Raw genomic sequence first — 15,129 nt, forward strand, 5'->3', positions numbered from 1 at the left:
AACGGCTTTTTTCACCCGATTGCGACAGTCGGTGCGCAGCGCTCCACGGCAAGCAGTTTTGCCAGTCGTTTGACGTTCACTGTGAAGCATGTCATCAGTTGTTGGATCTTCACTTTTGCCAGACCGCAGTATCTTGCACAACGACCGCGCCCGTGCCGAGCCACTTCCCCTAACTTCCGTTCGATGGCCGGATGCTCACGCCGGACTTGTTGGTATTGCTCTGTCTTGGACTTCTGACGAGCACGTTTGTATTCTTCTTCATACTCATTCTTATTCACTCGTCGACCTCGACGGCTGGTCTCTTTCATCTTGGGGTTGCACTGCGCGAGCAACGGACAGCCCCAACATTTCTTAGCCGGAAAGTCGAACGTCGTGCGGTTAGGCTTCGTGGCATCTTGAAATCCTTTATTGGATGTGTGGCCAGCTGGACATGTCACATGCTCGCCGTCTGAGGTCAATGCAAACGCCGTCGAAGCAAAGCCTTCATCGTTGCCGAAGTCACGCGGCGGTGTGATCACATCAACTTCCATCCCGCCAGGGCCTTCCAACGCGCGCAGCATTGGCCCGTTAAATCCCGCGCCGTCAAGGGATAGCTGTTCGATCTTGTTGCCATGAGCTTGCTGTTCGCGTTCAATCAGATGAACCGCGTCTTGGGCCTCAGCACCGTTTGCCGGAAGCACCTCAAGTTGAGTGATCAGCTGGCTATCGGCGTCCATCAACACATCGACCAAATAGCCGTCGTAAAACTCGCCATGCATTCCGCGGCGGGCATCGCTATCAACCACGCTCAGCGTGCGATCACCCTGACCTGGGTTCAAGCAATCGCTCACGATCTTTTGAGCGAGCGCACGTACTTCGATGAATCGTTTCCAAGACTCTTGGCAATCACTCTCTTGGGATGGATCGGGCTGCTCGAGCATCCACGTCAGGATGTCGCCGACTAAATCCAGACGAGCATCAAGGCGAATCTCCTCGGATTCTTTCTCGGTTTCGACGCGGCTTCGATCGGCTCGGATACGGAATCCTTGAGCGACCTCAGCATCAATGGGCTCGATAGCAGCGAGCATCTTTTCTCGCAGCTGCGCCAGCAGTTTCAACGTGGTGGGCACAGCAATATTGGCATAGACGTGTGTGGCATCTTTAAGTCGCAACCGATCGCTGACAAGGCCCTTGCTGCGCGCGAAGCTGATCAGTCGGTCGAAAACTTTCTGCATCCCCTCTTCTCCGATGCGACCCCGAAAGCGACTCAAAGTACTTCCGTCCGGCAACTTACAAGTAATCGGCACTTGCAGAAACCAGCGGAACAATAAATCCGAACTGGCTCTTTCTAGGACTTTGCTGTCTGATAGATGATAGAGATATTGCAGGTACAACACCTTCAGGAGGAGGATTACTGGCAGGGTGGGCCTACCTCCCTCACGACAATAATACTTCTCCAGCTCAGGCCGGAAACTTTCCCAGGGGACTATCTCCAACGCATCTAAAAGGGGCGACTTGAGCGGCAGCACACGCTTATAGATCGCCAGATCCGACGCACGAATCTCAAACAAAAAATCGCGATGGTTCGTTAGCATAATGATTGCACCGAGTTGGAACGTCGGCCTCTTCAACCATAATACCCATGCCAGAGCAAATTGGAATTAAATCAGCACTCTCCGCAGCTGGGGGAGGTCGCCGACGCGGCGTTCAGCCTTCGTCGGCGGGAGGGGGCACAGCACCAGGCAAGACTCCTGCAGTACTAACCAACTCCACTGCCAAGACCCCTCCCGAATCTCGCAAAGCCTCGATTCGACCTCCCCAAGGCGAAGCCTTGGAGAGGTGACGGTCACCTCCCCCGGCGCAGCTGGGGGAGGTCGCCGACGCGGCGTTCAGCCGTCGTCGGCGGGAGGGGGCACAGCACCAAGCAAGACTCCTGCGGTACTAAACAACTCCACTGCCAAGACCCCTCCCGAATCTCGCAAAGCCTCGATTCGACCTCCCCAAGGCGAAGCCTTGGAGAGGTGACCGTCACCTCCCCCGCGCAGCGGGGGAGGTCGCCGACGCGGCGTTCAGCCGTCGTCGGCGGGAGGGGGCAGTGCGCCAGGCAAGACTCCTGCGGTACTAATCACCTGTACTTCCCAGACCCCTCCCGAATCTCGCACGGCTCGATTCGACCTCCCCAAGGCGAAGCCTTGGAGAGGTGCCCCCCTAGGGCGACAGCCTTGATACCTTCCACTTCGGTCCGTCTTGCCGATAGACAAACCTATCGTGCAAGCGATCGAGCCGGCCTTGCCAGAACTCGATTTCCGTTGGGGTCAGCAGCATGCCGCCCCAATGTTCGGGGCAGGGGATCACTTGATCTAGATACAGAACATCTAACCGCGCCACTTCGCGCTCCAGCACTTCACGGCTGTCGATCTCGCGCGATTGTTGGCTGGCAGCGGCGCCTAGTTGGCTCGAGCGTGGGCGAGCATGAAAGTATTGCTCGCTGGTGCGTCGATCGGTCTTGGATACCTGGCCCACGATGCGCACCTGGCGCTCCATGTGCGGCCAGTAGAACACGAGGCTCGCTTGCGGATGTTCGGCTAGCTGCGTGCCTTTGTGCGACGCGTAATTGGTGAAGAACATAAAGCCGCGCTCGTCCAAGTGTTTCAGCAACACGATGCGCGACGTGACTTGTTGACTCTGCGGATCATACGTGGCCAGAGTCATCGCGTTCAGCTCCAACCAATCCGGATGCTCCGTCGCCGTCGCTTCGCTGAACCAACGCTGAAACTGATTGATCGGATCATCCGCCAGGTCGCTCCTCTCCAGAGCCTGCAACTCATAATTCCGCCGCAAATCACGCATCGTCATAATGTCTCCTTTCGCTCCGCGAAAGGCGCACGCTCAACATCCATCTGCCCACCTCGTACTTCGGACCATAGACTCACTGCACGATCTCCATTGATCGCAATAGCTTTCGCGGAGCGAAAGCCGACAATTTCCTTTCGCGGAGCGAAAGGAGACACAGCCGACTCATTCATACTTCGCACTGTACTTACGATAAAGCTGAGTATGGCGGCTGTTCAAGTCCACCTTGCGTCCTTGAATGTAAGCATGCGTGACTTGCGTAGGTGTCTCCAAGATATCGCCATCAGCGATAAACAAAGTTGCATCCAGGCCCACGGCCAGCGATCCCACGCGGTCGGCTGCGCCTAAAATCTCGGCGGTCGATAAAGTTATCGAACGCACCGCCACCTCGGGGTCGAGACCAAACGCCGCAGCGGACGCGGCATGATACGGCAAGTTCCGCAGAGTGCTGCCACCAAATCGACCAGCCGTGGCAATGCAAAACGGAATTCCAGCCGCATGCAGTCGAGCCGGAAAGGTATACGCATCGTCATACGGCAAGTCGCGACGCGCAGGTATCCGATAAACACCAGCGACGATCACTGGTATCTTCTCAGCCAACAAGATCTCTTGGCACTCCAGCGCTTCATAGCCGCCGTAGATCACCAAACGCAACTTGCGAGCCTTAGCAAACGCGACCGCCGAGCGAATCTGCGGGGCGCGCGTAGCACTGACAATGATCGGCAGCTTGCCTTCGATCACCGGCACTAGCGCTGCCAGGCGCGCATCGAACTTGGGCGGTTGAGGCGACGACATGGCGGCCTGGTATCGCTCGGTCTGGTCGAGCAGTTCATGGAACTGCTTCAGCTCATCTTCACCACCGCCGGCTGGTGCGCCGGGACCACCGCGTCCACCCTCGCGACCACCTTCACCACTAGACACGCGCGGCCAAGTGACATGCATGCCAACGTCGGCCTTGAGTGTCATATCTTCCCAAGTCCAACCGTCCATCATCATCAACGCCGATCGGCCGCAGATCAAACCACCGTCCGGCGCACTGACACCCAGCAGCACTCCATTGGCTCGAGCCACGGGAATTAGCTCGCTATCGGGATTAAAGGCCGCCGCGGCTCGCACATTGGGATTCAGATTGCCGATCTCGCGCGAATCGATCGTGGCTCGCACCGAATCAATTTCGCTCAGACCGATATTGGACAGCGGATCGATCAGCCCGGGATACACGTGCCCACCGGCGGCATCAATCCGCACCGCGTCGGTCGGAATCGCGATGCTCTCGCCGATCTCCGCGATCTTGCCCTCTTTCAGCACGATCCCAGCACTCTTCAGCGTCTGGCCACTGACGGTGTGAATCGTGGCATTGGTAATCACAATCGGCTTGGTCTGCGGCGCCCCAGGAATCTGGTCATGTGCCAGCCCCCCTGAAACCAACCCCACAATCACCCCCAAAACCGGCAACCAACATTTGCGTGTGTTCATGAAATTACTTGATGTGTAAAGTCTATTAGTTGATATGTAAAGTATGTGTCCCCGTAGCCGATCTCGCCAGAGATTGGATGAATCACCATCACGCCTCCAAAGTCTGGCGACTTCGGCTACGAGTTCCGTAGCTGATCTCGCCAGAGATTGGATGATCGAGCGTTAATGCCTCCAAAGTCTGGCGACTTCGGCTACGAGTTCCGTAGCTGATCTCGCCAGAGATTGGATGATCAAGCGTTAACGCCACCAAAGTCTGGCGACTTCGGCTACGAGTTCCGTAGCCGATCTCGCCAGAGATTGGATGAATCACCATCACGCCTCCAAAGTCTGGCGACTTCGGCTACTCATGTTCTTCGTCGTGATTATGACCGGAGTGATGGCAGAACTCGTCGTAGCGGACAAACCATAGCGATGGATCACGGCGATCGCGACCGTCGCCGCCCATCTTTTCGCCCGACTCGAGCACTTTCGAAATCAACTGGCGACGCAGCGTCTCGGCTTCTTCGCGCAGCTTGACATCGACTTCGCGATCAAAATACTTGCGGCCGTCGATCCAAGTTTGCTCGCAGCGGCTGAGCGTCGACAGCGGCGAACCGTTCCAGAGCACCAGGTCGGCTTGTTTGCCAGGCTTGATCGAACCCACATACTGCTCGATGCGCAGTTGTTTGGCGGGATTGAGCGTCACGAACTTCAGAGCTTCCGCGGGTGCCAGGCCGCCGTATTTGATCGCCTTGGCCGCTTCGTGATTGAGATGTCGAGCCAGTTCGTCGTCGTCGGAATTGAACGAGACCACAATGCCCGCGCGGTGCATCAATGCGCCGTTAAAAGGAATCGCATCGATCACTTCCATCTTGTAAGCCCACCAGTCGGAGAAGGTCGAGCCCATCGCGCCGTGCCGGGCCATGGCTTCGGCCACTTTATAACCTTCCAGAATGTGTTGCAGCGAGCCGATCGTGACATCGTAATCTTCCAACACTCGCAGGAACGCCAAGATTTCGTCTTGTCGATAGCTGTGGCAATGGATCCAACGTTGCTTGTCGAGAATTTCGACGATGGCATCCAGCTCATAATCGCGTCGCACCGGCAAGGCTTTCTCAGTGCCAGCTGCAGCGCGGGCCGCTTTATACAGCTTGGCTGCTTCGAAGCGATCGCGGAAGATCTGCTCGACGCCCATACGTGTTTGTGGATAGCGACCGGAAGATCGCTCGCCCCAGTTGCTTTGCTTGACGTTTTCGCCCAGCGCGAACTTGATGCCCGGCGGCGCTTGGCGCATCTTCATCTCTTCGTCGGTCGCGCCCCAACGCAGTTTGATTACCTGGTTCTGACCACCAATCGGATTGGCCGAACCGTGTAAGACGTTAGCGACGGTCACTCCGCCGGCCAATTGATGATAGATATTCATATCATTGGGATCGATGAAGTCGCCGATCCGCACTTCGGCCGTCACGGCCTGGCCCGATTCATTCACGCCGCCATCGGTCGCCATATGCGAATGGCAATCGATGATCCCCGGCGCAAGATGTTTGCCTTTAGCATCGATCACCGTCGCGCCTTCAGGTGCTTTCAGATCTTTGCCCACTTCGTGAATCAAGCCACGATGGACCAGCACATCGGTCTCTTCCAAGATGCCGGCTTCGTCCGATGTCCACACGGTCGCATCTTGAATCAGCAACCATTCGGGCTGCTCCGGCTGAGCCTTCATCCCAAACGCCCCCAGCGGATAGTTAACTGTCACCGCCGCCTCTGTCACCTCTCCATGCGCAGCATGGGGAGGTCGGTGCACGCGCAGCGTAGCACCGGGAGGGGCGTCTTCCTCCTTACCGCCTTCCTTACCACCAGACCCCTCCCGAATCTCGCTGGGGCTCGATTCGACCTCCCCAGGGCGAAGCCCCGGAGAGGTGACCTCTCCAGGCTTCGCCTGGGGAGGTCGGTGCACGCGCAGCGTAGCACCGGGAGGGGCGACTTCTTCCTTACCGCCTTCTTTACCACCAGACCCCTCCCGAATCTCGCTAGGGCTCGATTCGACCTCCCCAGGGCGAAGCCCTGGAGAGGTGACCTTCACGCAGGTGACCTGCGTAATGGTGCCATCGGGCCATAAGATGCGACCAACCAGCGTGTCATTCAGCAGCGTCAGCGACAATCGAGCTTGACCCTTTTGACCGTCGACAATCTTCTTGGCATCGAAGCTGGCTTCGACGCGATAGTCGCTGGCCGACAGCGGCTTGAGTTCCGCAGCCTTCTTAGCTGGCTCCTCTGTTTTGCTATCAGCCTTCTTATCAGCCGCCGACTTATCTTCCGGCTTTGATTCAGCGGGTTTATCTTCCGGCTTCGAATCAACTGGCTTACCGTCAGCCGGTTTGGCTGGCTCACTTGGCGGCGGCACAGCGGTGTCGTCGTTGGGCGGGTTATCGCTATCCGGCTTCTTCAGTTCCAGCGGCTTTTCAGGCTGGACTTGAGGCGGTTTCGCTTCTGCGTCATCTTTGGGCTTCTCTGCTTCGGCTTCACCTTTAGTTGGTGCAGCGGGCTCGGGTTTCTTGGCCGGCTCGAGTTGTCCAGGCAGACCGATCATGCCCTTAGGTTTATCGGTCATATTCTCGAGCTTCATTTCCAACTCAGCCGGCAACCCCGTAGCTGAAGTCGCCAGACTTTGGTCCCCCGTAGCTGAAGTCGCCAGACTTTGGTCCCCCGTAGCCGAAGTCGCCAGACTTTGGCCGCTTAACGTCAACTTCCACTTGCCGCTAGCATCGATGGTCGATTTCTCTTGATAGCGATAGCGCTCGCCTTGCACCCAAGTTTCTTCGATGGTGGTCTTCTTGTCCCACAACTCTCCAGAGGTGATCAAAATGTTAGCTAGCTTGCCGCGTTCGAGCGAACCGACCAGGTGATCGATCTCCAGCAGTCGCGCGGTCCGCGTCGTTAGTGCACCCAGCGCAGTTGGTGCACTCAAGCCGCGCGTGATCGCTTTGCGAACCGACTCCAGCAAGTCGGCGGTGTTGGCCAATCCCGCTGCGGTCAGCACGAAAGGCACATTGGCTGCTTCCATGCGACCAGGATTTTCGGGAGCCAGGTGCCAATGCATCAGAGCTTGCAACGAGACATTGGAGACAGCGTCCAGCGAACCGACTTCGGGTGGCTTGGGAAAATCGACGGGCACGATAAACGTGCGGCCGGTCTGGCCGATTTCATTGAGGCGTCGATACTCGCGGCCCGATCCACGGATGACGGCTCGCAAATTGAATTCGCGGGCCATGCGATCGGCGCGCATCGAGTACAGTTCGTTGCCCGAATCGAACATCGCCACTTGATCGCCGCGAATCAATTGGCCCAGGCTTTCCAGAGCTGCATTTTTATCCGGTGCCGGTAGTGAGGGATCGGCGCGAAACGCTTGTTGGGCTTGTTGATACCACTGAGCGTCGCTGAGTGTTTGTCGAGTCAACGCCACGACACCCATTGGGCTAGTCGGATAGTTGCCGCGTTCGCCGCGTTCTTTGACGAGCGCCATATGTTGAAAAGCGGTCGCTCGCAGCGTCGTTTGAGCGGCGGGTAGTTTGGCGGTCGTGATAACCGCGCTGGTGCCCTTGATGATCTTGTCATTAGGGGCGATCAGAATCGTACCGAAGCCAGCTTTACGATATTGCGCGGCCAGTTTGTCATCGGTCGGAATAGCGCTGGTGGCCGAGCGTTGCGGCGTGATATCAGCGTTCCAATGGTCATCGGTCCGCGTCACTTGCGGCACAGCGATTTCGACCAGTGGATCGATGAAGGCGGCGTACAGATATTTGCCTTTGCAATCGATGGTCTCGGCATCGATTGGCGGTTTGATCTCCGCGGCCACTTCGATGATTTTGCCATCGCGGACCAGCACATCTCCGACGTCGAGTTGCCGATCGGGGCTGATCACCACATGCCCACCTTTCAGCAGCACGCAGGCGGCCACGCGCGACTGAATACCAACTTCAGGCGCCGTCCCCGTCTGGGCCAGCACAGTTGAAGCATGAACCAAGCAGCCCACCAGCAGAGCGCCAGCGGGCCAAAGCGAACGCAAGAAACTCATAAACAGAAATCCCCGAAGCCAAAATCCCGTAGCCGAAGTCGCCAGACTTTGGACGCATCACGAAAAATCCCGTAGCCGAAGTCGCCAGACTTTGGACCGTATCACGAAAGAACCCGTAGCCGAAGTCGCCAGACTTTGGACCGTATCACGAAAGAACCCGTAGCCGAAGTCGCCAGACTTTAGACCCCAATCCGCCTTCGCCCTAGCGTAATTGAAGCGCTAGCATAATGTTAGTCCCGCTCTTCTCTGCGCCCTCCGCGTCTCTGCGTTTAAAAACTCTCCCCCTCCTCACAAATCTCCAAAACAAAAAAACTTGCCTTGACGTGGTTTGGTTAGAAATCGTATTGTTGGCCCATCGCAAACGCAGACCAAGGACCTTGGTGAGCGGATGCGTGCGACGGATTGTTGAAGGCGAAGCTAGCATGGAGGTCGATTCAATTTAGGTTGAATTGGTACTCAGCAGAAAAGATGAAAACTGCCCTTGTGCATGGATGCCGAGTTAAGTACATCTTCCTCAACGGTTCATCACCAATGTGGCTTGGTCAAACAGGAAGTTTGATCAGCCATTTTAAAACGCACATTGCTCCCGGAAGTTAAGCAGAAGTCCTCCGCCCCCCTGGGACTCGTTCACCTCCGGGAGCTTTTTCTTTTAATGGTGTAGAGCGGCTGTCCCCAGCCGCTCAGTCACCTCTCCATGCGCAGCATGGGGAGGTCGAATCGAGCCTTAGCGAGATTCGGCAGCAGTCACCTCTCCATGCGCAGCATGGGGAGGTCGAACCGAGCCTTAGCGAGATTCGGGAGGGGTCACCTCTCCATGCGCAGCATGGGGAGGTCGAATCGAGGCTTTGCGAGATTCGGGAGGGGCGACTGCAGTCCTATTTCAGCCACCACGAAGAACACGAAGAGCACGAAGATAGATTCCTTCGTGCTCTTCGTGTCCTTCGTGGTGCCAATCTTCGCTCCCACCCTAAGGGCAACCACCCCACAGCCTCACCCCTCACCACCCACCGCGCCCCCAAAGCCAGCGCCAGCATTGCACTCCCCCCTAAGCCGCCAAGAATAGCTAGCTATCCACGCTCTATGGTGTGGCGAAACTCGCAAGAGGGAAAGAAATCACCCATGCGAGAGCGTGGCTTGAAATCTTTAGGTATTTTTTGGAGATTTGTGAACTAACAGTGGGTACAGAGTTGCCGTTAGAGCGTCTTCAATTGAGTGCAGGAGTACCTTGTCGGCAGCTCAAAAGAGTTACTCGGGTGTTGGCGGTTTTCGGCCCCGTAGTGACTATTTTTTTTTTGCATACGGAGGTTAAGATGAATCGGCACACGCAAGCCCCTGCGGGTGTAACGGACATAAATCCCCCCTTTACGACATCGTCGTCCGTGTGCACAGGAGCACACACTCGGATAGTTTGTAGCCCGCAAACATCCGCAACTATTAACGTCACTTGCAGGCTCACCACCCTCGTAGCCTAAAGGTCTCATTTGGCAAAACACCAAGTGTCACCCACAGGAACGAAGTGTCACCGCCGCTCTCCACTGACCTCGCGTCAGTGGAAGCACGACTGACCAGCTAGAAGCCGCCAACCACCGTCACCTCCACCAGCCTTCGTCTGCGGGAGGGGGCCCAGCACCCGCGCAAGCTACACAATTCATCACCAATCATTTCCCTTCCCCACACAACTCTGCTAAAACAATCAAAACAAGTTCACTGAGCACCCCTGCAACACTGTGCCCGCCCGAGATCACTCAGTTGAACCCCAACGCCTCGCAGCCAAACATCCGTTTCGCTCGACCTGATTAGTGCCCCCTCAACCAATCAGACCTGTCAGGTGAGCCCCTCACTTGTCCTGACCCTTTGGATGACTGCTTAAGTAATGACTCAATATGCAACCCGCGCGCCCGCAGCTTCGTTCGCTGCCTGGGCCGGCTTGGTATCTCAGCCAACTCATCGAACTTACACTCGCGCACTCGGCCTTTGCGGTCTGCCAAGCCAACCGCTCACCAGCCCAGTCCGCCCCGTCCAGCTTGATCCCGCATCAAGCTCGACGCTCCGCGAGCAAGACGCTCGCCATCTCCAGTCGCTAACCGCACTGAAGCGTCTCAGCGACCCCCAGTGGCCCCGCGCTGCCGTTGTCCCCTTGTCCACCCCCGCATCCCGCGGTTCGGCCAAGCGACGAAAGACACCGCTCGCCACCTCAACCTGCGGCATTATGCGCCGTCTTGCCTTGTAGCGCAAGCTCAGCTTCCGCAAATTCATTTTGATATTCCACATCGATCTGGCGGTTATTCCATGGCTGATTTGAAAAAGAATGAAAAAGACGAGTTGGGAATCGAGATAGATATACTCGGGATTTTGCGGCGTCGCTACCTGCATATTATGCTTGGTCTGCTCGTTGGGGTGACCGCTGCGGTGGTATTTTATTTCCAGCAAACCCCGATTTACGAAGCTGAGTTGTCCGTACTCGTCGGCCAGCGGTCATCTGAGTTGACTCGCACAGGCTCAAGCGGCGTCGATGATTCGACGACAGTACAAGAAGAAATTCTGTCAACACATATGGAGTTGTTGGGTAGTCAGCGGATTGTTGAGGAGGCAAGAAAGTCGGCAGGACTTCCAGAGCTACTGGAGGACATTCAGGAGAACCTAAAAATCACTCGGGGAGGCGACGGCCTGGCAAGAAACGCAAGTATTATAAAGGCGTCTTACCTTGACCCGGACCCACAGCATGCTGCCGATGTACTACAAGCCATTTATGATTGCTATAAGTCGTATATTGATGAAAAATCGCGAAACATTGGAACTGAAGCTGCCGACCTTATAGCGAAGTCGCTTATCGAGAATGAGAATTCATTGCGAACGGCAGAAAAGGATTACCGTGAGTATGTAGCTAACATACCAGGACTCCTCACAACAGCCTCCAATGGACATGAAACGCTCGAAGATGTCCATCGGCTTCGTTTGAAAAACATTGAAAGCGAATTGTCTGAGATCCGGAGGACTTTGGCCCAGGCCGAATCGCGCTACGCTGTCATAAGAGAGTATGCCAAAGGTAAGAATCTCAAGGATTTGACAGACGTCCAGGTGCTGTCGCTGATGGACGAGAAAGAAGTTCAGAGACTGTTAGCGTTTGTGGAAATCTCGACCAACCGCGGTCTTGAAACGGCTGACGAGAATTTGGCCAGAGCAACCAATCATGCCTCAACCCTCGCGGAGTATCAAAAGCTGCTAGCGCTGATCAGTCGGCGTGACAAGCTTTTATCGACTTTTGGAACCAAGCATCCGGCGTATTTAGGAGCAGTTCGCGAGATCGAATCTATGCAAAAATATATCGGCGACATGCGCAGCAAAACGGCAGAAGCTGCCGACACGCGCGGAATGCATGCATCGCCAAGTGAGATGCTGACTGCCTATGTCCGCGTCTTAGAATCTGACATCACCGAATTGAAGGCCCGTGAAAAAAAACTGCTCGAACTTTCAGAGGCCGAAGCACGATTGGCGAAAGAGGGAGAGACATCGTTCTTATTGAGTAACTCTCTCAAAGCAAATTTGGATCGCGCGCGACAGCGTTATGACGAGGTGTTTGAGCGACTGCAAGAGATTAACCTTACTAACAATTATTCAGGATTTTCAACTGACTTAATTGTATACCCTTTCGCCGCTGAAGAGCCAGTTTGGCCTGACACACTAATTCTTTTGGCGATTGGAATCCTAGCCGGTGGCATGCTTGGAGTAGGGCTCGCAGTGTTAGCCGAGTATACGGACAGAACGTTTAGAGATCCAAAAGACGTGGAAGCGGTCATCGGGACAAATATATTAGCGCACGTGCCGCGGCTTGAGTTGGAGAAGCTTGGGAAAATTACGCACGCGACATCGTCGGTCGCCCCTTCGCTAATCACTTTCCATGCGCCTCGCGGAAGTGCCGCAGAGACATTTCGGGTGCTGAGAACTTCGGTGCTTTACCTTGCCAAAAAAGAAAACAAGCAGGTATGGATGATTACCAGTCCGAGCCCGGCAGATGGAAAGTCAACTACGATTGACAATCTGGCGGTTACGCTTGCACAGACCGGTAAAAAAGTTCTGCTCGTCGATGGCGACTTGAGACGTCCCACTGTAGCTAAGACATTTGGATTGAAACCGAGTTGTGGGATTACGGATTATCTACTGGGCAACGCTCAGTTTGAAGAGATTGTTTTCGCAAGTCCCCAGTCCAATTTGTTTATTTGTCCCTGTGGTGCGACTTCGGGTGAGCCGGCAGAATTACTTGAATCACGTGCATTCCTGGAATTCATCGCTAAGAGTCGGAGTGAATTTGATCTTATTCTGATAGATGCACCGCCACTACTCGCGGTGGCAGACCCTGTGATTATCTCCGAGCATGTAGATGGCTGCCTAATGACCGTACGAATTCAGAAAAACAATCGTGGATTGGTCGAGAGGGCAGCTGCAATTCTTAAAGAGGTCGGCCGGGTTCCCGACGGGATCATTGTCAATGGCCGCGACAGCATGCGTCAAGCCTATGGATACAGCTCATACAATTATTACGGCAACTCACAATATGGCTACGTCAAAGCTTATCGTAATTACTATGCTGCCGGCGAAGCTAAGAGTGTCGAACCAGCAAGAGAATCGTCACCTACCTAATTACAGTAAAAATACATTCTACCCATCGAGCTGAATACTCCTCAGAAAACGGTGAGGTAGTTACAACGTGTCGTGTATTAGTCTCAAACAGATCGTCAAAACCGACCTGAATTGTGCGGTTGCACCAATCGAGAGTCGGCAACACCATGGTCCCAACGGGCCTTTGGCAAGCTTCAGTTTTTACAGCAAAATAAAATGATTCTACTTCTCGGTGGTAAGGGCTACGTAGGGAATGCATTCGAGAAGGAGCTTCGCAAAAGGAACGTCAAATTCCTTTCGCTGTCGCGCTCGGAAACCGACTATTACGATCCACAGATACTCCTGCAGAAAATTCGAGATTGCAAAGCTACATTCGTCATCAATTCGGCTGGATACACTGGCAAGCCCAACGTTGACGCTTGCGAGGATCACAAGCTTGATTGCCTGCTTGGCAACACGATACTTCCTGGCAGGATCGCGACTGCGTGCGCGTGTGCTGGCATACCTTGGGGGCATGTCTCGTCGGGCTGCATCTTTACCGGAGCACGCGAAGACGGAATCGGCTTCACCGAGGAAGACGCTCCGAATTTTAGCTTCCGTCAGAACAACTGCTCATTTTACTCTGGATCAAAAGCCTTAGGTGAGGAACTGTTGCATGGGTGTGAACAGTTATACATCTGGCGACTGAGAATTCCGTTTAACAACATAGACAGCTCTCGCAATTACCTTTCGAAACTAATGAGGTATAACAAATTGCTAGAAGCGACAAACTCCATTTCCCATTTGGATGAGTTTGTATCCGCGTGCTTGGAAACCTGGAACCGGAAAATACCATATGGAATCTATAACATTACAAACCCCGGTTCGGTTACTACACGCGAGGTTGTACAATTAATTTTGGCGAGTGGCGTGTGCAAACGAGACTATTCATTCTTTGCGAACGAACGGGAGTTCATGACAATCGCTGCACGTGCTCCACGAAGTAATTGCGTTCTTTCTTCTGAAAAATTGCAATCGCACGGAATTTACCTGCGACCCGCGACAGAGGCTATTGCGGATTCGCTTAAGACTTGGGTTCACGAGGTCCGTTAGATGAAGCGAATACTTGTTACTGGCGGTTGTGGATTTATCGGAAGCAACTTGATCCGACTGTTGATGAAGAACACGAATTGCGAAATCTGGAACATCGATGCATTGACTTACGCTGGAAACAGCGAGTCGCTTCGGGATATCGCAGACTCACCGCGATACAACTTTGTGCACGCAAACATCGCGGAATACGCCGCTATTCATTCCGCCGTCAGCTGCATCTTGCCCGATACTATCTTTCATTTGGCGGCGGAAAGTCATGTGGATCGGTCAATAGACGGTCCAGATGCATTTGTGACGACAAACATCTTGGGAACGCACAATCTGCTTAAGGCCAGCCGTTACCACTACGAACAGCTCGACGCAGCTAGTCGTGACGAGTTCAGGTTTATACATGTTTCTACAGACGAAGTGTATGGCTCGTTAGGACCACAAGGGTATTTCACGGAATCGACTCCTTACTCCCCTCGGTCACCCTATTCGGCGTCCAAAGCCAGTTCGGATTTGCTGGCGAAAGCCTGGTTCCATACGTTTGGACTACCCGTGGTCGTAACAAATTGTTCGAATAATTACGGTCCTTTTCAGTTCCCAGAAAAGCTCATACCAGTAATTGTTCTTAATGCCATTTTAGGGAAATCACTGCCAGTCTACGGTCGTGGGGAAAACATCAGGGATTGGCTATATGTCGCAGACCACTGCGAAGGGCTGATCTCCGCCGCACGACGCGGGGTTCCAGGAGAGACATATAATTTTGGCGGCAACAATGAGCTGCGAAACATAGACTTAGTCAACACGATTTGCCAGCTTCTGGACGAATTGCGACCAAAGAGCGACGGCGCACTCTATAGCTCACAGATTGAGTTTGTGAAGGATAGGCCCGGACATGATCTGCGTTATGCAGTCGATGCGAGCAAGGCGGCTCGTGAACTGGAGTGGGTGCCCCGTCACGATTTCAAACTCGCAATAAAGACCACCGTCGAATGGTATCTTGAGAACGAGCATTGGTGGCGGGGAATTCTCTCCGGAGACTATCGACTTGAACGTATCGGGAAGGTATGAAG

The 15,129-nt window shown here is 54.5% G+C and carries 9 protein-coding genes; 4 read left to right on the top strand and 5 right to left on the bottom strand.

All coding sequences use genetic code 11. From position 1 onward, the window contains the following. Positions 1-11: 11 nt before the first annotated feature. The 5 genes from SH573x_RS22705 to SH573x_RS22725 all read right to left on the bottom strand — a co-directional run bounded on the left by SH573x_RS22705 (position 12) and on the right by SH573x_RS22725 (position 8,362). Positions 12-1,574, bottom strand: a complete 1,563-nt coding sequence (locus SH573x_RS22705) for a transposase (protein ID WP_479348734.1) — start codon at positions 1,572-1,574, stop codon at positions 12-14. Positions 1,575-2,187: 613 nt separating this feature from the next. Continuing rightward, entirely contained in the window at positions 2,188-2,835 is a 648-nt protein-coding gene (gene pdxH / locus SH573x_RS22710) for a pyridoxamine 5'-phosphate oxidase (protein WP_479350096.1), read from the bottom strand. Between the two features lie 162 nt (positions 2,836-2,997). Next, positions 2,998-4,308: an amidohydrolase family protein gene (locus tag SH573x_RS22715; protein WP_479350097.1), complete on the bottom strand. Its 1,311-nt coding sequence runs from the start codon at positions 4,306-4,308 to the stop codon at positions 2,998-3,000. A gap of 88 nt (positions 4,309-4,396) precedes the next feature. Next, positions 4,397-4,621: a hypothetical protein gene (locus SH573x_RS22720; RefSeq protein ID WP_479350098.1), complete on the bottom strand. Its 225-nt coding sequence runs from the start codon at positions 4,619-4,621 to the stop codon at positions 4,397-4,399. Between the two features lie 27 nt (positions 4,622-4,648). Then, positions 4,649-8,362, bottom strand: coding sequence for an amidohydrolase family protein (locus SH573x_RS22725; RefSeq protein ID WP_479350099.1), 3,714 nt, complete (start codon positions 8,360-8,362; stop codon positions 4,649-4,651). A gap of 1,883 nt (positions 8,363-10,245) precedes the next feature. On the opposite strand from SH573x_RS22725, the gene SH573x_RS22730 reads away from it, so the two are divergent. The 4 genes from SH573x_RS22730 (at position 10,246) to rfbB (ending at position 15,127) form a co-directional block, all read left to right on the top strand. Continuing rightward, positions 10,246-10,446 (top strand): hypothetical protein, encoded by a 201-nt coding sequence (locus SH573x_RS22730; protein WP_479350100.1) that lies wholly within the window; start codon positions 10,246-10,248, stop codon positions 10,444-10,446. Between the two features lie 205 nt (positions 10,447-10,651). Then, positions 10,652-13,000 carry a GumC family protein gene (locus SH573x_RS22735; protein ID WP_479350101.1) on the top strand — a complete coding sequence of 783 codons (2,349 nt, stop codon included), beginning with the start codon at positions 10,652-10,654 and terminating at the stop codon, positions 12,998-13,000. Between the two features lie 195 nt (positions 13,001-13,195). Further along, positions 13,196-14,071 carry a sugar nucleotide-binding protein gene (locus SH573x_RS22740; protein WP_479350102.1) on the top strand — a complete coding sequence of 292 codons (876 nt, stop codon included), beginning with the start codon at positions 13,196-13,198 and terminating at the stop codon, positions 14,069-14,071. Continuing rightward, complete coding sequence (rfbB, locus tag SH573x_RS22745) at positions 14,072-15,127, top strand: dTDP-glucose 4,6-dehydratase (protein WP_479350103.1); 1,056 nt, start codon at positions 14,072-14,074, stop codon at positions 15,125-15,127. Positions 15,128-15,129 lie beyond the last annotated feature (2 nt).

It is taken from the genome of Rania fehmarnensis, assembly GCF_056494185.1.

Bases quoted from the DNA above. Each gene is read 5' to 3' on its own strand.
- SH573x_RS22705 (WP_479348734.1), bottom strand. From the start codon at position 1,574: ATGCTAACGAACCATCGCGATTTTTTGTTTGAGATTCGTGCGTCGGAT.
- pdxH (WP_479350096.1), bottom strand. From the start codon at position 2,835: ATGACGATGCGTGATTTGCGGCGGAATTATGAGTTGCAGGCTCTGGAG.
- SH573x_RS22715 (WP_479350097.1), bottom strand. From the start codon at position 4,308: ATGAACACACGCAAATGTTGGTTGCCGGTTTTGGGGGTGATTGTGGGG.
- SH573x_RS22720 (WP_479350098.1), bottom strand. From the start codon at position 4,621: ATGGTGATTCATCCAATCTCTGGCGAGATCGGCTACGGAACTCGTAGC.
- SH573x_RS22725 (WP_479350099.1), bottom strand. From the start codon at position 8,362: ATGAGTTTCTTGCGTTCGCTTTGGCCCGCTGGCGCTCTGCTGGTGGGC.
- SH573x_RS22730 (WP_479350100.1), top strand. From the start codon at position 10,246: ATGCAACCCGCGCGCCCGCAGCTTCGTTCGCTGCCTGGGCCGGCTTGG.
- SH573x_RS22735 (WP_479350101.1), top strand. From the start codon at position 10,652: ATGGCTGATTTGAAAAAGAATGAAAAAGACGAGTTGGGAATCGAGATA.
- SH573x_RS22740 (WP_479350102.1), top strand. From the start codon at position 13,196: ATGATTCTACTTCTCGGTGGTAAGGGCTACGTAGGGAATGCATTCGAG.
- rfbB (WP_479350103.1), top strand. From the start codon at position 14,072: ATGAAGCGAATACTTGTTACTGGCGGTTGTGGATTTATCGGAAGCAAC.